Source organism: Mesorhizobium sp. XAP4 (genome assembly GCF_029269325.1).
GTDB lineage: Bacteria > Pseudomonadota > Alphaproteobacteria > Rhizobiales > Rhizobiaceae > Mesorhizobium > Mesorhizobium ciceri.
This window is the reverse complement of the sequence record NZ_JARIXW010000001.1, coordinates 111,381-126,997: the sequence shown is the minus strand read 5'-3', so window position 1 is coordinate 126,997 and position 15,617 is coordinate 111,381. Positions and strand designations below refer to the sequence as shown.

General features: G+C 62.3%; 18 protein-coding genes and 2 pseudogenes. 14 read left to right on the top strand and 6 right to left on the bottom strand.

Annotated elements, in window-relative coordinates:
* Positions 1 to 47 precede the first annotated feature (47 nt).
* From P3C39_RS00670 to P3C39_RS00655, 4 genes and pseudogenes are all read left to right on the top strand, one after another.
* Entirely contained in the window at positions 48 to 1,574 is a 1,527-nt protein-coding gene (locus tag P3C39_RS00670; protein ID WP_063172929.1) for an ABC-F family ATP-binding cassette domain-containing protein, read from the top strand.
* Positions 1,575 to 1,702: 128 nt separating this feature from the next.
* Positions 1,703 to 1,981: pseudogene (locus tag P3C39_RS00665) on the top strand (type II toxin-antitoxin system RelE/ParE family toxin).
* A gap of 12 nt (positions 1,982 to 1,993) precedes the next feature.
* The gene (locus P3C39_RS00660; RefSeq protein ID WP_027039367.1) at positions 1,994 to 2,293 is read left to right on the top strand and encodes a HigA family addiction module antitoxin; all 300 of its coding nucleotides are present in this window, start codon (positions 1,994 to 1,996) and stop codon (positions 2,291 to 2,293) included.
* 143 nt (positions 2,294 to 2,436) lie between these two features.
* Positions 2,437 to 2,595, top strand: coding sequence for a hypothetical protein (locus tag P3C39_RS00655; RefSeq protein ID WP_013530026.1), 159 nt, complete (start codon positions 2,437 to 2,439; stop codon positions 2,593 to 2,595).
* Between the two features lie 16 nt (positions 2,596 to 2,611).
* Here P3C39_RS00655 and P3C39_RS00650 read toward each other — a convergent pair whose 3' ends face one another.
* On the bottom strand, positions 2,612 to 3,226 hold the full coding sequence (locus P3C39_RS00650; protein ID WP_275952434.1) for a glutathione S-transferase: 615 nt from the start codon (positions 3,224 to 3,226) through the stop codon (positions 2,612 to 2,614).
* Positions 3,227 to 3,463: 237 nt separating this feature from the next.
* Here P3C39_RS00650 and P3C39_RS00645 point away from each other — a divergent pair, with 237 nt between their 5' ends.
* Both P3C39_RS00645 and P3C39_RS00640 read left to right on the top strand, forming a co-directional pair.
* A complete protein-coding gene (locus tag P3C39_RS00645) occupies positions 3,464 to 3,892 on the top strand; it encodes a glyoxalase/bleomycin resistance/extradiol dioxygenase family protein (RefSeq protein WP_013530024.1) in 429 nt (142 codons plus the stop codon).
* 74 nt (positions 3,893 to 3,966) lie between these two features.
* A complete protein-coding gene (locus tag P3C39_RS00640; protein ID WP_024504189.1) occupies positions 3,967 to 4,320 on the top strand; it encodes a DUF1428 family protein in 354 nt (117 codons plus the stop codon).
* Positions 4,321 to 4,465: 145 nt separating this feature from the next.
* Here the strand turns inward: P3C39_RS00640 and P3C39_RS00635 are convergent, their stop codons facing one another.
* Positions 4,466 to 6,088 carry a sulfotransferase gene (locus P3C39_RS00635; RefSeq protein WP_224621480.1) on the bottom strand — a complete coding sequence of 541 codons (1,623 nt, stop codon included), beginning with the start codon at positions 6,086 to 6,088 and terminating at the stop codon, positions 4,466 to 4,468.
* A gap of 195 nt (positions 6,089 to 6,283) precedes the next feature.
* On the opposite strand from P3C39_RS00635, the pseudogene P3C39_RS00630 reads away from it, so the two are divergent.
* A pseudogene (locus tag P3C39_RS00630) lies at positions 6,284 to 6,724 on the top strand (EAL domain-containing protein); the annotation flags it as partial.
* 31 nt (positions 6,725 to 6,755) lie between these two features.
* Here the strand turns inward: P3C39_RS00630 and P3C39_RS00625 are convergent.
* Entirely contained in the window at positions 6,756 to 7,175 is a 420-nt protein-coding gene (locus tag P3C39_RS00625) for a Kazal-type serine protease inhibitor domain-containing protein (RefSeq protein WP_275952433.1), read from the bottom strand.
* A 500-nt stretch (positions 7,176 to 7,675) separates the two neighbouring features.
* Between P3C39_RS00625 and P3C39_RS00620 the strand changes: the two genes are divergently transcribed.
* From P3C39_RS00620 to P3C39_RS00610, 3 genes are all read left to right on the top strand, one after another.
* A complete protein-coding gene (locus P3C39_RS00620) occupies positions 7,676 to 7,888 on the top strand; it encodes a cold-shock protein (protein ID WP_006202520.1) in 213 nt (70 codons plus the stop codon).
* A gap of 320 nt (positions 7,889 to 8,208) precedes the next feature.
* The gene (locus P3C39_RS00615; protein WP_013530020.1) at positions 8,209 to 8,421 is read left to right on the top strand and encodes a cold-shock protein; all 213 of its coding nucleotides are present in this window, start codon (positions 8,209 to 8,211) and stop codon (positions 8,419 to 8,421) included.
* Positions 8,422 to 8,604: 183 nt separating this feature from the next.
* Positions 8,605 to 9,036, top strand: coding sequence for a BA14K family protein (locus tag P3C39_RS00610; RefSeq protein WP_013530019.1), 432 nt, complete (start codon positions 8,605 to 8,607; stop codon positions 9,034 to 9,036).
* Between the two features lie 127 nt (positions 9,037 to 9,163).
* On the opposite strand, the gene P3C39_RS00605 is transcribed toward P3C39_RS00610, so the two are convergent.
* The 3 genes from P3C39_RS00605 to P3C39_RS00595 form a co-directional block, all read right to left on the bottom strand.
* The gene (locus P3C39_RS00605) at positions 9,164 to 9,802 is read right to left on the bottom strand and encodes an MBL fold metallo-hydrolase (protein ID WP_024505622.1); all 639 of its coding nucleotides are present in this window, start codon (positions 9,800 to 9,802) and stop codon (positions 9,164 to 9,166) included.
* Between the two features lie 137 nt (positions 9,803 to 9,939).
* A complete protein-coding gene (locus P3C39_RS00600) occupies positions 9,940 to 10,257 on the bottom strand; it encodes a hypothetical protein (RefSeq protein WP_013530017.1) in 318 nt (105 codons plus the stop codon).
* Positions 10,258 to 10,402: 145 nt separating this feature from the next.
* On the bottom strand, positions 10,403 to 11,296 hold the full coding sequence (locus tag P3C39_RS00595; RefSeq protein ID WP_013530016.1) for a branched-chain amino acid aminotransferase: 894 nt from the start codon (positions 11,294 to 11,296) through the stop codon (positions 10,403 to 10,405).
* Positions 11,297 to 11,542: 246 nt separating this feature from the next.
* Between P3C39_RS00595 and P3C39_RS00590 the strand changes: the two genes are divergently transcribed.
* The 4 genes from P3C39_RS00590 (at position 11,543) to P3C39_RS00575 (ending at position 15,490) form a co-directional block, all read left to right on the top strand.
* Complete coding sequence (locus P3C39_RS00590) at positions 11,543 to 12,076, top strand: MarR family transcriptional regulator (protein WP_024505623.1); 534 nt, start codon at positions 11,543 to 11,545, stop codon at positions 12,074 to 12,076.
* Positions 12,063 to 12,782 (top strand): response regulator transcription factor, encoded by a 720-nt coding sequence (locus tag P3C39_RS00585; RefSeq protein WP_013530014.1) that lies wholly within the window; start codon positions 12,063 to 12,065, stop codon positions 12,780 to 12,782. The genes P3C39_RS00590 and P3C39_RS00585 overlap by 14 nt, the downstream gene beginning before the upstream one ends.
* A gap of 49 nt (positions 12,783 to 12,831) precedes the next feature.
* The gene (locus tag P3C39_RS00580; RefSeq protein WP_013530013.1) at positions 12,832 to 14,247 is read left to right on the top strand and encodes an ATP-binding protein; all 1,416 of its coding nucleotides are present in this window, start codon (positions 12,832 to 12,834) and stop codon (positions 14,245 to 14,247) included.
* A 220-nt stretch (positions 14,248 to 14,467) separates the two neighbouring features.
* Complete coding sequence (locus tag P3C39_RS00575) at positions 14,468 to 15,490, top strand: glycosyltransferase family 1 protein (RefSeq protein WP_027162148.1); 1,023 nt, start codon at positions 14,468 to 14,470, stop codon at positions 15,488 to 15,490.
* The last annotated feature ends 127 nt before the right edge of the window (positions 15,491 to 15,617 follow it).

Sequence of the window (15,617 nt, the reverse complement as noted above, 5' to 3'; positions counted from 1 at the left end):
CGTCAAAGTGGACCGGAGTAGTCTCCGGCAAGACCAGAGAAATCAAAATGGCCCTGATCAGCCTCAAATCCCTCGGCGTCACCATGAGTGCGCCGCTGTTTGCCAATCTCGACCTCACCATCGGCACCGGCGACCGGCTCGGCATTGTCGCCGCCAATGGCCGCGGCAAGTCGACTTTGCTGAAATGCCTGACCGGCGAGATTGAGCCGACCTCCGGTGACATCACCCGCACGCGCGGCCTGCGCGTCGGTCATGTCGAACAGTCGGTTGCCCAGGCCCTTCTCACCCGTACGTTCCGGCAGGTGGTGGCGGATGCCTTGCCGTCCGAGCAGGCCGAAAGCGAGATGTGGCGTGTCGACGTGGTTCTGGATTCACTCGACGTGCCCGAGCCGATGCGCGAGCGGCCAATGCAGGCGCTGAGTGGCGGCTGGCAAAGGCTTGCGCTAATCGCACGCGTCTGGGTCACCGATCCGGACGTGCTGTTGCTCGACGAGCCGACCAACCATCTCGACCTTGTCCGCATCAGCCAGCTCGAAACCTGGCTGAACACGCTGCCGCGCGAGGTGCCCGTCGTCATCGCCAGCCACGACCGCGCCTTCCTCGACGCCACCACCAACCGGACCCTATTCCTGCGCCCGGAACAGTCGCCGGTGTTTGCCCTGCCCTACTCCCGCGCCAGGCAGGCGCTCGACGAGGTCGATGCTTCGACCGAGCGCAAGTTCCAGCGCGACATGAAGGTGGCGCAGCAATTGCGCCGGCAGGCGGCCAAGCTCAACAACATCGGCATCAATTCGGGCAGCGACCTTTTGACGGTGAAGACCAAGCAGCTCAACCTGCGGGCCGAAAAACTGGAAGAAGCGGCCGCACCGGCGCACCGCGAAAAGTCGGCGGGTGCCATAAAACTGGCCAATCGCGGCACCCACGCCAAGGTGCTGATCACGCTCGACGACGCGGCTGTGGAAACACCCGACGGCACCCCGCTGTTTCGAACCGGCAAGCGCCATATCTGCCAGGGCGACCGCATCGTGCTGCTCGGCCGCAACGGCGTCGGCAAGTCGCGCTTCGTCACCCTGATCCGCAATGCCATTGTCGAACCGGACACGGTGCCGAATGTGAAGGTGACGCCGTCGACGGTGCTAGGCTACAGCGACCAGGCGCTGTCGGGCATCAGCGGCGACGACACGCCGCTGATGCTGGTCTCGCGCCGCTACGATGTCGGCGAGCAGCGTGCCCGCTCGCTGCTGGCAGGCGCCGGCGTGGTCATCGAGATGCAGGAGAAAAAGATCGGTGCGCTGTCCGGCGGCCAGAAGGCGCGGCTGATGATGCTGGCGCTGAGGCTCGCCAATCCCAACTTCTATCTGCTGGACGAGCCGACCAATCATCTCGACATCGACGGCCAGGAAGCCCTGGAAGCGGAACTGCTGGCACATCAGGCAAGCTGTGTGCTCGCCTCGCACGACCGCTCCTTCATCCGCGCCATCGGCAACCGCTTCTGGCTGATCGAGAAACGGCGGCTGACCGAAGTCGAAGACCCAGAGGATTTCTTCCGCTCGGTGGCGGAGGGCGCTGGCTAATCGGTGAACAAAACTGCCGATGAAGTTCCGGCCTGTCGAGCGCAGGCCGGAGTTTCGTATCATGTTACGAGACGTCTTCTTGACTTCCGAAGCGTATCATGCCATGGTACGCCACTCGGGTCGGCAAGATGATACGCTCCTTCAAAGACAAGACCAGCGAAGCCGTTTCGAACGGCAAGGCTCCGAAGGGCTTCCCATCGGACCTTGTCCGCTCAGCCCAGCGGAAGCTGTTCATGATCGACAACGCCGCCGAACTGTCGGATCTGAAGACCTCCCGGCAACAGGCTTGAGCCGCTGAAAGGTAACCGTGCGGGCCAGCATTCGATCCGCATCAACGATCAATTCCGCGTCTGCTTTGGTGGGTGGAAGGGCAAGCGGAGGATGTTGAAATCACCGACTATCATTGAAGAGGGTTCAAAATGCTGAACATCAACCCACCTATCCATCCCGGAGAAATTCTCCGTGAGGAATATCTCGTGCCGCTCAATCTGAAGCCTTACACGCTGGCCAAAAAGCTGCATGTGCCCCGCACACGCATCGAGCGCCTGGCCAGCGAGACGACACCGGTAACGCCCGACACCGCTTTGCGCCTTGCGAAGTTCTTCGGAACCACGCCGCAGTTCTGGATGAATATGCAGGCGAGCTACGACCTCGCCGTAGAGGGAGAGGCGAAGAAGGCCGATCTTGAAACAATCGAACGTCTACAAACCGCGGCCTGAAGTAATCGCGTTAGCAACAACCCGCTTCAAGCAGGCTACGGAGCTAGCGATAAAAAATCTCGACGGTCTGTCGGATAGCCTCAGCCCGTCGCGTCCTTGGGATGCCGACACGATGATGCCGGCCCAACCCAGGGAGAATTATCATGTCGGTTCTTTCGTCCATCGGTCGCATCGCAACCCGGTATGCGGCAGCGCGCGCTCGTCACCGCAGCGAACGCGTCCTGCGTTCACTGCCTGCCTCGCTGCGCAAGGATATCGGGTTTCCGGACGTCTTCGATGCGCAAAACGGCCGCCGCCCCTGACCTCGCGGGGCGCCAGTCAGTCATGCGTATCGCCCGAAAGCGGCGTCGCCTGCATCGATACGCGTTTTTCGAAAGCCTCGAACCAGCGCGTCAGCAGTGCCCGTGAGCGAAAAGGCGGAAGGTGACGGAACGCCATCCAGGACAGCGTGGTGGCCAAGGCAATGTGGCCGATATGGAGCGGCGCCTCGTCGTCCAGCGTGCTCTCGATCCAGTCGTAGCTCGCCTCGATCTTTTCCCGGTATCCGTCGGCGAGAGCACCATAGCGCAACTTTTCGGGTCTCCTTTCCGTCTCCCAGCGCAAGGCTATACCCGTCTGCGCCAGGCCCTGGGCGACCGCCTGCAACCGCAATGCCTGCCAGCGCGCCTCGCCGTCGTGCGGCAGCAGCTTGCGACCGTCATGCAGCGTGTCGAGATAGGCGCAGATGACATCGGAATCGAAGATCGGCGACGCGTCGGGCCGCAACAGCACCGGCACTTTGCCGAGCGGGTTTTCGGTGTAGACGCGGGCATTGCGCAAAGTCGGACTGGTCTCGTGATGAATGACCTCCAGCCGATCGGCAATGCCAACCTCGTGGGCGAAGACGAGCGCCTTGCGCGCGAAGGGTGAGTGGGTCTGATAGTAGAGGATCATTGTCGTCCCAGGATTTGAAGAGGCGTTCGCCTGATCCATCTGTTCTAGCCTGCGAGCCGAGAGAATTGCGCTCTGATTGGGCGCGGTCGACGCAAGTTCGTTTCACGCCTCTCGTCCAACTGCGGCTGCGTGGACTGTCCAGGGCCGGTCGGCCAAAAAAATCTGCCGGCCATGTAGGAACGCCGGCACCTCATCCGTCCTTTGGCTCGCAAGGCCAAACGCAAAGAGGAACAACAGATGACCGATCAGACCCCCGTTCAGCCCGCGGCCAAAGTGCTCGGCGGATTGACCCCCTATCTGCAGCTGGATGGCGCCTTCAAGGCTGCCGAATTCTACAAGAAGGCCTTTGGTGCCGAGCAGGTCTTTGCCTATCCGGCGGACGAAAAAGGCCGGACCATGCACATCCACCTCCACATCAACGGCTCGACGCTGATGCTCTCCGACTTCTATCCCGAAAACGGCATGCCTGCCGTCAAGCCGCAGGGTTACACCATGCAGCTTCACCTCGGCAGCGACGACATCGAAGCCTGGTGGAAGCGAGCCGTCGATGCCGGCTGCGAAGTCGCCGTGCCGCTCCAGATCATGTTCTGGGGTGACCAGTGGGGCAATATGCGCGACCCGTTCGGCGTCGAATGGGCGATGAACGCGCCGGTCAAGAAAGCCTAATCTTTCGCAAATGGCGAAGTCCCTCACCGGCTGGCGTCGGTGAGGGATTGTGAACTTCCAGGAGGAGACCCACAATGTCCTATGTCGATGGCTTCGTGCTTGCCGTGCCCAAGGCAAATCTCGATGACTACAAGAGGCTGGCCAACCTCGCAGGCCCTATATGGATGGAACACGGCGCGCTCGGCTATGTCGAATGCATCGGCGACGACGTGCCCTATGGCGAGGTCACTTCGTTCCCGCGCGCCGTGCAGGCCAAGGACGACGAGATCGTCGTCTTCGCCTGGGCCGTCTATGAGTCGCGGGAGAGCCGCGATGCCGTCATGGCCAAAGTGATGGCAGATCCGCGCCTGAAGGCCGATTGGGCGGACATGCCGTTCGACGGGAAGCGCATGATCTTCGGTGGCTTCAAGCCATTCATAGAGCTTTGAGCAGCCGGTAGCAGATTGGCAGAAGCCCCTCAGCTTCGTCATCCTAGGACGAAGCAGGAGCGAAGCTCCGTCGCGAAGGCCTTAGGATGACGACGCGGGTGCTTAGGCCAATCTCTAAGGCCACGATCAGCTAGAGAGCGTTGCGCTAATCCAGCCTGTCCAGAAGCGGCTTCAGCCGGTCACCATAGCGCTTCCATAGATCGACCGACCCCTGATACATCGGCTGGCGCACCTGTGCGGCTGAAGCCGTGCGCACCGGTCGGTCGGTCTCGTGGAACGATAGTGCCGCGTCGTCCCAGGGCAGGCCGAGATGGGCGATCAATGCCCGCGTCTGGCCTTCCTGGTCGGCGACAAAATCCTCGTAGCGTACATCGTGCACGACGCCTGGCAGCACCGTGTGCCAATGCTTCATGATGTCGGTGTAGAGATTGTGGAAGTCGGCGAGCTCGCCGAGATCGTAGCCATAGCGATGGCTGTCACCGCGGAAATGCACCTTGTAGATCGACAGGCAGGTGGCCGCCGCATCGCGCGCGCAGTGGATGATCCTGGCCTTCGGCATCATCATGTGGATGAAGCCGACAAGCAGGAAGTTGCCCGGCATTTTGTCGGTGACGTGGCGCATGTTCGGATAGCGGGCATGGAGCATGTCGAGATAGGCTTGGCCTGCCTCGGCAAAATCCGAATCGCCCGTATCCGATACGCCCCATGGGAAGCCACCCGGCATAGTCGCCGGGAACTGCCTGCCGACCGCCTTCTTCAAGATGCTGAGCTCGCCTGCGCCATAGACCTGCGGATGGCTGGCAATGATCTGCTCGACCAGCGTCGTGCCCGAACGCGGCATGCCGACAATGAAGATCGGCGTGTCGTCGCTGATTGAGCTGGGCCTGTGCTTCTCGAAGAAGCCGGCATCGAAGGTGGCCTTCATCGCCTCGAACTCGGCCCGCGTCCTGGCCTGGTCGTAGTCGATGCCTTTGCGGCGGATCGCATTGCCCTCGGCGAAATAGTCGAAGGCCCGGCCATAATCCTTGAGATCGTCATTCGCCTTGCCGAGTCCGAAGGACAGCTGCATGCGCGCCAGGCTGTCCTGCGGCGCCTTGGCATGCTGGGCTTCCATGCCCCCAAGCTCGCTGTCGCGCTCCTTCTGGCGCTTGACCTGCGTCAGCATCAGCCAGGCTGTGGCCATGGCGGGGTTGATCGCCAACGCCTGCCGGAACAGGTCGGCCGCCTCGTCGAGCTTGCCCTTTTCCATCAACCCGACGCCGAGCCCGTGCAGCAGGTCGGCATCCTTGGGTCGGATCGCCAGCGCTTCGCGGAAGGCAGCCAGCGCCTCATCCAGCCGCCCGGCTTCCTGCAGGGTTTCGGCAAGCCCGATGCGGGCGCGCACATGAAATGGGTTGCGTGCAACCGTGCCGCGATAAATCTCTTCGGCCTCTTCGAACTGGCCGACCTGTTTCAGCGATGAGCCGAGATTGTCGCGCGCCGCGAGTTGGTCCGGCCGCAGATCTACTGCGCCGCGGAAGAAATCGATGGCCGCAGCAGGGCGGCCGAGGTCGCGCATCACCGTACCGAAATTGTTGAGGAAATCGGGATTCGTCGGCTGCAGGCTCACCGACCGTTCGATGAGATCCAGCCCTTCTTCGCTGCGCCCGGTCTGGTGAAGCAGCAGTCCCAGGAAATGCGCCGCGGCCGCGTGCTTGGGCTGACGCGCCAGCACCTGCCGGTAGATCGTCTCAGCCTCTTGCCGGCGCCCGGCCTGATGCAGTTGCAACGCCTGCTGCACATACTGGTCGAGGCCCAGCGGCGGCTGTCCGCCTGCGCCAGACCTGGCTCCCGCACCCGCCGCTCGTCTTTGATCTCTGTTGATGGGAAACCTACCGTGTTTTATCCGCCTGTGGCGATCTAGGCCATCGGCGCCGCAGGTTCAAGGCTTCGCTTGCTGTCTCATCCTTTCGTCGGTGCGGAAAGATCAAATCAGCACACCGCGATCCGGCCCCAGCAAATCTGGCTCGAGGCCACGGAGCGCGCGTTCATCGATATCAACTCGGCCCGCTCAACACTCGTTCGTGCCCGCGAACTTGGCCACGCAGTGGCAATCGACGACTTCGGCACCGGCTACTCCAGCCTGTCCTATCTCGAGGGGCTGCCGCTCGATGCGCTCATAATCAACAAATCGTTCATCGATACGATCAGCACGAATTCCGCCACCAATTCCGTCACCGCGCATATCATCGACATGGCCAAGACACTAAAGCTGAAGATCATTGCCGAAGACGGGGAAACGCAGGCGCAGGCCGACTACCTCGCGGCGCGCGACGTCGACTACGGCCAGGGCCGGCTGTTTGCCAGACCCATGCCCGCGTCCGAGTTCATCGCCGACTGTCGCCAGGTGAAACCGACGGCTTGATGCTTGTCGTCCTCAACGAGGCGCAGCGTTCTCAGCACGGCCCGTCGCCAACGACGCGATACTCCGCGGCACGGGCTTCGCAGGAATTGGGGAAGGTGCGCATTTCGCCATGCCGGCGCGCGCACACCGGCGCATATTCGCGGGTGCAGAACGTCTGCTCTTCACCACCGCCGCCGCCGCCACCGCCGCCACCGTCGCGGCACGGACCGTCGCGCACGATGCGGTAGCCGGCCCGGTCGGCAAGACAGGCATTGGCGAAGGTCTGGCGATCGCCGCCGCGCCGGGCACAGACCGGCTCGTACTGCTTGCTGCAATATTGCGGTTCCGGCCGGGGCGGACGCGGACGCGGCCCTGGTCCGTCATCGACGACGACGGTGCAGGCGGCAAGAAGTGCCGACAGCAACAGGATGACAAAACCCTGCCGCGAAAAGATTGCCGCCAGATATTTCATGATGATCTCCCACGATCGCGTCCCCGGTTGCCGATCCTCGCCATTCCCTTGCCAAATGCAACCCCCGTTTGCAGCCCTTTCAGTCGGAAACGCGCTGGGGCTGTAGGCGGCGTCGACCTCCTCGGCCCCTCGACATCTGGCCCATTCGTGGCCCGGTTCTGGCCGATGACCCGGCCGGCAAGCAAGCCTATGCCGAGCCCATCGATGCTCAGGTCAGTCGATTGATGCGTCGGGACGCGCCAGTACGGCGGCCCGCGGCGGTATCTTGCAACCATCACGTTTCCGTGCGATAAATTCCGTGTTCGGGCATTTGCGACCCGGAGAGCGGAACGTTTTGGACGACCTTTCCCCGATACTGTGAATCTCTGACGGCCCCGTTTTCGGCGGGGGGTTTGACCATGCGCCAATGCATGACTGCCGAAGCAACCACCGGGAACTGCCCTTTGCGCCAGGCGGCGGGCGGGACCACCAAAGACTGAACGGGTGAAGGAGTTTCCCCAATGGCCCAGACCGGCACCGTTAAATTCTTCAACGCGACCAAAGGCTTCGGTTTCATCACGCCCGATGGTGGCGCCAAGGATGTGTTCGTCCATATCTCCGCGATCGAAGCTTCCGGCTTGCGCACGCTCGTTGACGGCCAGAAGGTCACCTTCGACGTCGAGCCGGACCGCATGGGCAAGGGCCCCAAGGCCGTCAACCTCCGCGCAGCCTGAGCCATCGGCGCGCCGCATGTCACTTAGACGTGCGACGGAGGCTCCATGCCTGCACCTGGCCTGGAGAGGGATCTGAATTTTGAAAGGCGCGGCGATCTTCGTCGCGCCTTTTCCTTATCGAAGGCGCGGGCCAGTGATGTCGCCCAAGCGGCCGGGTTCTGGGCAACGACTTGCATAAAAACAAAGACCCGAAGCATGCCGCAACGTGCTTTAGACGCCTGCAAAACTTTCTCTTGCCGATGACGCTAAAATAAAGGACAAATTTCCACTCGGGCATTTGCCGGCCCGAGACTGGAGTTTATGGGACAAAGGAGCTTCCCATGCCGCAGACCGGCACCGTCAAATTCTTCAATCATGCCAAGGGCTTCGGCTTCATCACGCCCGATGATGGCGCGAAGGATGTTTTCGTCCATATTTCAGCTGTGCAGGCGTCCGGTCTTCCCGGCCTCGAGGATGGGCAGAAAGTGTCGTTCGATACCGAGCCGGATAAGCGCGGCAAGGGTCCCAAGGCCGTCAACCTGTCGGTCGGCTGAGCCGGCTCCGAACCGGCGCTCCCGGGCAGATCGCTCCCTCGAGAGCCTGTGATTTTTGACGTCCGTTTTGAATAAACACGTTAAAATCCGTTCAGCCCCCGTTCAGCCACGGTCGCATATTAGTCTTCGGTAAAGCCGGACCGCATCCCCGAAACTGCACGGGCCGGAACGAAGGAGACCGACATGAACCGAATTTTCAAAACCGCCGTCCTGGCCGCTGCCGTGGCCGCCACCACGCTCACGGCCTTGCCCGCCGCGAATGCGCGCGACTGGCGCCGTCATCATGGCCATCATGGCAATGGCGATGCCATTGCCGCCGGCGTGCTCGGCCTCGCGGCCGGGGCGCTGATCGGTGGCGCATTGGCCAATGACCGCCCGCCGCCCGACGCTGACCGCTACTATGATGACGGTTACTACGATCGTGACGTCGTGGTGCGCCCGGCCCCGGTCCGCCGCTATTATGCGGAGCCGCGGGTGGTCTACGCCAATCGTTATGCCGAACCGTGGACGCGTGACTGGTACGAATATTGCTCGGACCGCTACCGCAGCTTCAATTCCCGTACCGGCACGTTCACCGGCAATGACGGCGAACAGCATTTCTGCACTGCCAACTAACCAAGGGCTTCCCTGCCCCAAAACAGAAAAGCGCTGACCGCAAGGCCAGCGCTTTTTTGTTGTGGTCTCTACAATGTCAACGGTCTGCTTGAGGCTGATGAAAAACAGCTACGGTTCCGAGCCTGGTTCAAGTCAAAAAAGGATTGGTCCGCCTCTCCTCGCCAAAACGTCCGCCGGGACCGTGGCCACAGATGAAGCCGATGTCGTCGCCGAGCGGCAGGAGCTTGTCCTTGATCGAAGCGATCAGCGCCGCGTGGTCGCCGCCCGGCAGGTCGGTGCGGCCGACCGAGCCGCGGAACAGCACGTCGCCGACATGGGCGAACTTGGCTGCGCGGTTGTAGTAGACGACGTGACCGGGCGCATGGCCGGGGCAGTGCAGCACCTCGAACACATGGCCGCCGAACGACACGGTCTCGCCTTCGGCCAGGAACCGGTCGGGCACGCAGTTGCGCGCTCCGGCGATGCCGTAGCGCTTGCCCTGGTTTTCCAGATTGTCGAGCAGCGACTTGTCGGCCTCATGCGGACCGATGATCTCGACGCCGAGCGCCTCCTTCAACTCCATTGCACCGCCGGCATGGTCGATGTGGCCATGCGTTATCCAGATAGCTCCGGCTGAGATCGCATTGTCCTTCAGCACCGCCAGTACCTTGTCGATATCGCCGCCCGGATCGACGACGACGCCATGCTTGTCATCCATGTCGAACAGGATGGTGCAATTCTGCTGGAACGGTGTGACCGGCACGATGCCGGCATTGAGCTGACCCATGATCGTCCTTTCGATGTTCACGGGTGATGTAGAGGTGCCGACAAAGGGCGTCCACCCTCGAAAGACGAACAGTTAGTAGCCCCAAAACGGAAATGGGCGGCCGAAGCCGCCCATTTGAAAAGACCGAAACGGCCTGCTTACTTCTTCATGGCGCCCATGACCGCGCCGAGAATGGCGGTCAGGATCGCGCCGCCGCCGGCGCCGCCGACGATGTTCTGCAGGTTCAGCGCGCTGCCGAGACCGCTCGTTGCTGCTGCCGCAGCCGCCGGATCGACCGCACCGCCACCCAGCAGGCTGCCGAGGATCGCCGCACCACCGACGCCGCCAATGGCTCCGCCCAGGATTTTGGGAAGCTGACCCATCGCCGCCGTCTTGAGCGCCGCACCGACCGCCTGACCACCGATGATGCCAGTAATCACCTGTATGATGATCGGAAGAAGCGTGTTCATGTCCATATGATTAGTCCCTCCATAGCTGTCAGCCTCCCGGGCCGACACCATCATGAGACGCCGAATTGGACGAAAGTCAAATGCAGAAACGCTGAAATAAAAGGGGCGGCCCGAAAACCGCCCCTACTTCTTAAAAAAGCTGTGGCTTTCGTTATTCTGCGGCGATCGCGTGCTTGGGCTGAACGGCCGCAGAATAGTCATTCATAAGATTCTTGGCTATTTCGCCGACCTCGAATCGGTAAGGCCCGATCTCCGAAACCGGCGTCACTTCCGCTGCCGTCCCGGTCAGGAAGCACTGCTCGAAGCTTTCCAGCTCTTCCGGCAGGATGGCGCGTTCAATTACCTCCAGGCCGCGATCCTTGGCCAACCCGATGACCGTGCGGCGGGTGATGCCGTCGAGGAAGCAGTCGGGCTTGGGTGTGTGGATCTTGCCGTCCTTGACGAAGAAGATGTTGGCTCCGGTCGCTTCGGCGACCTGGCCACGCCAGTCGAGCATCATGGCGTCGGCATAGCCCTTGGCCTCGGCGGCGTGCTTGGACATGGTGCAGATCATGTAGAGCCCGGCGGCCTTCGACTTGGAAGGCGCGGTGCGCGGGTCGGGCCGGCGCCATTCCGCCACATCGAGACGGATGCCTTTCAGCTTCTGCGCAGGATCGAAATAGCTTGGCCATTGCCAGATGGCGATGGCGCAGTTGATGCGGTTGTTCTGCGCCGAGACGCCCATCTGCTCACTGCCGCGCCAGGCGATCGGCCGGACATAGGCGTCCTGGAAACCCTGCTTCTTGAGAAGCGTGGAAGAGGCGTCGTTGAGTTCGGCCACCGAATACGGGATCTTGAAACCGAGCAGGCGTGCCGATTCATGCAGGCGCTCGGTGTGTTCGTTGAGCTTGAAGATCTCGCCGCCATAGGCGCGCTCTCCCTCGAAAACAGCGCTGGCGTAATGCAGCCCGTGCGTCAGCACATGGATCTTGGCGTCACCCCATTGGACGAATTCGCCGTTCATCCAGATGAAGCCATCGAGTTGATCGAAGGGAACGGATGCCATGGTAACCTCCCACGGGCGGCAGCCCGGATAGTTGTATCGTTGTGTGTTTCGTGTCGGCCGCCCAAAGCGGCTTTTATGGTGGAGCGTAGGCGGATAATTGCGCTCTGGCAAACTTAGGAAATTCCGGAAAAACCGGCTTCCCTTGCCTTTTCGTTCGCAATCCGCCCAAAAGCTTGTCAAAAATTACCATTGCAGGGAAATTACGTCAATAGTACTGACATAATCTCTCTTTCCCACGGAGAAATAATGACGGATCGAAGCCCAGCCGCCGGAAAACCGATCAGGACCGCAATGTCGGTCGAGGACGGCATCGACTTCGCCATCATCGAGCTGCTCTTCTTTGCCTATCGCGACTTCACCTCCGATCCGGACCAGATCCTGGCCGATTACGGCTTCGGCCGGGCCCACCACCGGGTGCTGCATTTCGTCAACCGCAGGCCGGGCCTGACGGTCGCCGAACTGCTCGACGTGCTGAAGATCACCAAGCAGAGCCTGGCCCGTGTGCTCAAGCAACTGATCGACACCGACCATATCGTGCAGTTGCAAGGTCCGCGCGACCGCCGCCAGCGCGAACTTTATCCGACAGCCAAGGGCCGTGCGCTGGCGCTGGCGCTGGCGCGGCCACAGTCGCGCCGCATCCATGCTGCATTGGGGGATTCCGGAGTAACCGAACGGACCTTGGTGGAACGGTTCCTCGAAGCGATGGTCAATCCGGAACTGAGGGCGCAGATCGACGTTGGGTCCGCAAAAATGTCAGGGAAAAGCCATGGAGAGCACTGAACGGGTCGATCACGCGGCCGCGCCGGACGACGACGCGCCGCATCTGCTTGTCGTCGACGACGACACCCGCATCCGCAATCTTCTCAAGCAGTATCTGACCGAAAATGGCTTTCGCGTCACCGTTGCCGGCAATGCCGGCGAAGCCAGGCGCAAGCTTGCCGGCCTCGACTTCGACCTTCTGGTGCTGGACGTCATGATGCCCGGCGAGACGGGCGTCGACCTGACCAAGTCGCTGCGGGCCGAAAAGAACGTACCGATCCTGATGCTCACAGCGCTGTCGGAGACCGACAGCCGCATCTCAGGGCTGGAGGCTGGCGCCGACGACTATCTGCCAAAGCCGTTCGATCCGCGCGAGCTGATCCTGCGCATCAACAACATCCTGCGCCGCGGTGGCCCGGCGACCACGCCCAAGGTCGAGCAGTTGGTCTTCGGCCCCTATACCTTCCAGATCGCCCGGCGCGAATTGAAGCGTGGCGGCGAGGCGTTGAAGCTGACCGATCGCGAGCAGGAGATCCTGGCGATCTTCGCCGCGCGGGCGGGCGAGACGATACCCCGCCACGAGCTTGTCGGCGACGATTCGGAAGTCGGCGAGCGCACCATCGACGTCCAGATCAACCGGCTGCGCCGCAAGATCGAGCGCGATCCGTCCAATCCGGTCTGGCTGCAGACCGTACGCGGTATTGGGTATCGGCTCAGCGTGGAATAGAATGCCGCCTGCGGCCGGCTGAACGGCTGCGGGCAAGCGAAAAGAGCGAATGGCAACCACGGAACTGGAACAGCCGGGCAATGGCGGCTTGAGCGCACGCGCCGCGCGGACGCTGAAGGCGGTGCCGCGCGCCTGGAACCGCTTCTGGCGCCTCGTCTCGCTCTATATGCCCAAGCGGCTCTATGCCCGCTCGCTGATCATCGTCATCGCGCCGATGATCCTGCTGCAATCGGTCGTCGCCTTCGTCTTCATGGAACGTCACTGGGCAACCGTGACGCAGCGCCTGTCGCAGGCCACCGTGCGCGACATCGCCGCCATCATCGACCTGATCGAGACCTATCCGCGCGATGCCGACTACACCAACATAATCCGCATCGCCCAGGACCGCATGCAGCTGAAGGTCGACCTCTTGCCGCCCGACCCACTCCCCGCGCCCGGTCCAAAGCCGTTTTTCTCGATTTTGGATGATGTTCTCTCGTCCGAGATCACCCGCCAGATCAACCGCCCGTTCTGGATCGACACGGTCGGCAACTCCAACATCGTCGAGGTGCGCGTGCAGCTCGAGGGCAAGGTGCTGCGCGTCTTCGTGCGCCGCAGCCAGGCCTATGCCTCGAACACCCACATCTTCCTGATCTGGATGGTCGGCACCTCGCTGGTGCTGCTGATGATCGCCATTCCCTTCCTGCGCAACCAGATCCGGCCGATCCTGATGCTTGCCGAAGCCGCCGAAAGCTTTGGCAAAGGCCGGCCGATGCCGCGCGATTTCCGGCCGCGCGGCGCCGAGGAGGTTCGCCGCGCCGGCTTTGCCTTCATGCAGATGCGCGAGCGCATCGAACGCCAGATCGAACAGCGCACCGCCATGCTGACCGGCGTCAGCCATGACCTCAGAACCATCCTCACTCGCTTCAAGCTGCAGCTGGCGCTTTCCGGCGGCAAGGCCGAGACCAAGGCAGCGCTCGACCAGGACATCGACGACATGCAGTCGATGCTCGAAGGCTATCTGTCCTTTGCCCGCGGCGAAGCTTCGGAAGACGCCGGACGGTTCGATCTCGAGGCCTATTTCGAAAAGCTCGACGAGGAAGCCAGGCTGCGCAAGCGTAAGCTGTCGACGACGCTTGCCGGCGATCACGATGTGCATGTGCGGCCCAATGCCTTTGCCCGGCTGATGTCCAACGTCATCGGCAACGCCTTCCGCTATGCCAAGACGGTGGAGGTCAACGCCACCCATGGCCGCGGCTCGCTGCTGGTCACCATCGATGACGATGGTCCGGGCATTCCCGCCGATCGACGCGAAGACGTGTTCAAGCCTTTCGTGCGGCTCGACGAGGCCCGCAACCTCGATGCCAGCGGCACCGGGCTCGGCCTGTCGATCGCCCGCGACATCGCCCGCTCCCATGGCGGAGACATCACTCTTGAAGACAGCCCGCTCGGCGGACTGCGCGCCATCATCAAGGTTCCGGCATAACCGGGCACGATTCCGAAAAGTGGAAACGGCTTCATCCGCCCGTCATGAAACCATGATCAAGAGCGCGCATGAAGCGCGCGACCTCAATTGATTCGGCCTTGCCGCCTCACTTCGACCCCGTACCTGTCCGGGTGCGCTGGAGCGAAGCGAGAGCAGCAGGCTGGTCGCCGTTCCGGCATCGTCTCAAGGCAACCGTCGACCTTTCAAGCAAAGGGCCGCCATGCGCATACTGATGGTCACCGATGCCTGGCGCCCGCAGGTCAACGGCGTCGTCCACACGCTGGAGCGGCTCACCGAGACGCTGAAGTCCTTCGACGTCGCGGTGGATTTCCTGACGCCCAATATCTTTCGCACCCTGCCCTTGCCGACCTATCCCGACATCAGGCTGGCGCTGACCACGCCCGGCCATGTCGCGCGCCTGATCGACGCCGGCAAGGCCGACCACATCCACATCGTCACCGAAGGACCGCTGGGCATCATGGCGCGGCGCTATTGCCGCAATGCCGGCCGTCCATTCACCACCAGCTATCACACGCGCTTTCCCGAATATCTCAGCGCCCGCCTGCCGGTGCCGGAAAGCTGGGCCTATCGCTGGCTGCGCGATTTCCATAATTCCGGCCAGGGCACGCTGGTCGCCACCCAGTCGCTCGCCGACGACCTTTCCGCGCGCGGCTTCACCAAGCTGCGGCCATGGACGCGCGGCGTCGACACCGACCATTTCCGCCCGGACAGGAAGAAGGACCTCGGCTTCCCCGGCCCGATCTTCCTCTGCGTCGGCCGCGTCGCCATCGAAAAGAACCTGGGTGCTTTCCTCGACCTCGACCTGCCCGGCAGCAAGGTGATCGTCGGCGAAGGCCCCGAGCTTGCCAGGCTGAAGGCGAAATATCCGCAAGCGCATTTCCTCGGCCATCGCCCCAACGACGAACTGGCCGAGATCTATGCCTCGGCCGACGTCTTCGTCTTCCCGAGCCGCACCGACACGTTCGGCAACGTCATCATCGAGGCACTGGCCAGCGGCACGCCGGTTGCCGCCTATCCGGTGACCGGGCCGATCGACATTGTCGGCGATGGTTTTGGCGGCGCGGTCTCCAACGATTTGCGCGAGGCCTCACTCGCCGCGCTCAACGTCGACCGTGCCGAGGCCCGCGAACGCGCCATGCGCTACAGCTGGAAGGCCTGTGCGGAAATGTTCCTCGACACGGTCGAGGAAGCACTGGGCACACCGCGAAAGCTGGCGGCCTGATCGTGCTTTTCGTTATCCAAGGGCGAAGCTGACACACCGCCACGGATGACAAAGCGCGGCGACGCACAATCAACCGTTAGTCTGCCACGGCACCTTGTTTCAAAGGGATGTTCGGCATGACGTATTG

Excerpts from the sequence above, each read along its gene's own strand:
- P3C39_RS00645 (WP_013530024.1), top strand. The coding sequence starts at position 3,464 with ATGACCGATCAGACCCCCGTTCAGCCCGCGGCCAAAGTGCTCGGCGGA.
- P3C39_RS00620 (WP_006202520.1), top strand. The coding sequence starts at position 7,676 with ATGGCCCAGACCGGCACCGTTAAATTCTTCAACGCGACCAAAGGCTTC.
- P3C39_RS00640 (WP_024504189.1), top strand. The coding sequence starts at position 3,967 with ATGTCCTATGTCGATGGCTTCGTGCTTGCCGTGCCCAAGGCAAATCTC.
- P3C39_RS00650 (WP_275952434.1), bottom strand. The coding sequence starts at position 3,226 with ATGATCCTCTACTATCAGACCCACTCACCCTTCGCGCGCAAGGCGCTC.
- P3C39_RS00600 (WP_013530017.1), bottom strand. The coding sequence starts at position 10,257 with ATGGACATGAACACGCTTCTTCCGATCATCATACAGGTGATTACTGGC.
- P3C39_RS00575 (WP_027162148.1), top strand. The coding sequence starts at position 14,468 with ATGCGCATACTGATGGTCACCGATGCCTGGCGCCCGCAGGTCAACGGC.
- P3C39_RS00615 (WP_013530020.1), top strand. The coding sequence starts at position 8,209 with ATGCCGCAGACCGGCACCGTCAAATTCTTCAATCATGCCAAGGGCTTC.
- P3C39_RS00610 (WP_013530019.1), top strand. The coding sequence starts at position 8,605 with ATGAACCGAATTTTCAAAACCGCCGTCCTGGCCGCTGCCGTGGCCGCC.
- P3C39_RS00585 (WP_013530014.1), top strand. The coding sequence starts at position 12,063 with ATGGAGAGCACTGAACGGGTCGATCACGCGGCCGCGCCGGACGACGAC.
- P3C39_RS00660 (WP_027039367.1), top strand. The coding sequence starts at position 1,994 with ATGCTGAACATCAACCCACCTATCCATCCCGGAGAAATTCTCCGTGAG.
- P3C39_RS00580 (WP_013530013.1), top strand. The coding sequence starts at position 12,832 with ATGGCAACCACGGAACTGGAACAGCCGGGCAATGGCGGCTTGAGCGCA.
- P3C39_RS00670 (WP_063172929.1), top strand. The coding sequence starts at position 48 with ATGGCCCTGATCAGCCTCAAATCCCTCGGCGTCACCATGAGTGCGCCG.
- P3C39_RS00655 (WP_013530026.1), top strand. The coding sequence starts at position 2,437 with ATGTCGGTTCTTTCGTCCATCGGTCGCATCGCAACCCGGTATGCGGCA.
- P3C39_RS00590 (WP_024505623.1), top strand. The coding sequence starts at position 11,543 with ATGACGGATCGAAGCCCAGCCGCCGGAAAACCGATCAGGACCGCAATG.
- P3C39_RS00625 (WP_275952433.1), bottom strand. The coding sequence starts at position 7,175 with ATGAAATATCTGGCGGCAATCTTTTCGCGGCAGGGTTTTGTCATCCTG.
- P3C39_RS00605 (WP_024505622.1), bottom strand. The coding sequence starts at position 9,802 with ATGGGTCAGCTCAATGCCGGCATCGTGCCGGTCACACCGTTCCAGCAG.
- P3C39_RS00595 (WP_013530016.1), bottom strand. The coding sequence starts at position 11,296 with ATGGCATCCGTTCCCTTCGATCAACTCGATGGCTTCATCTGGATGAAC.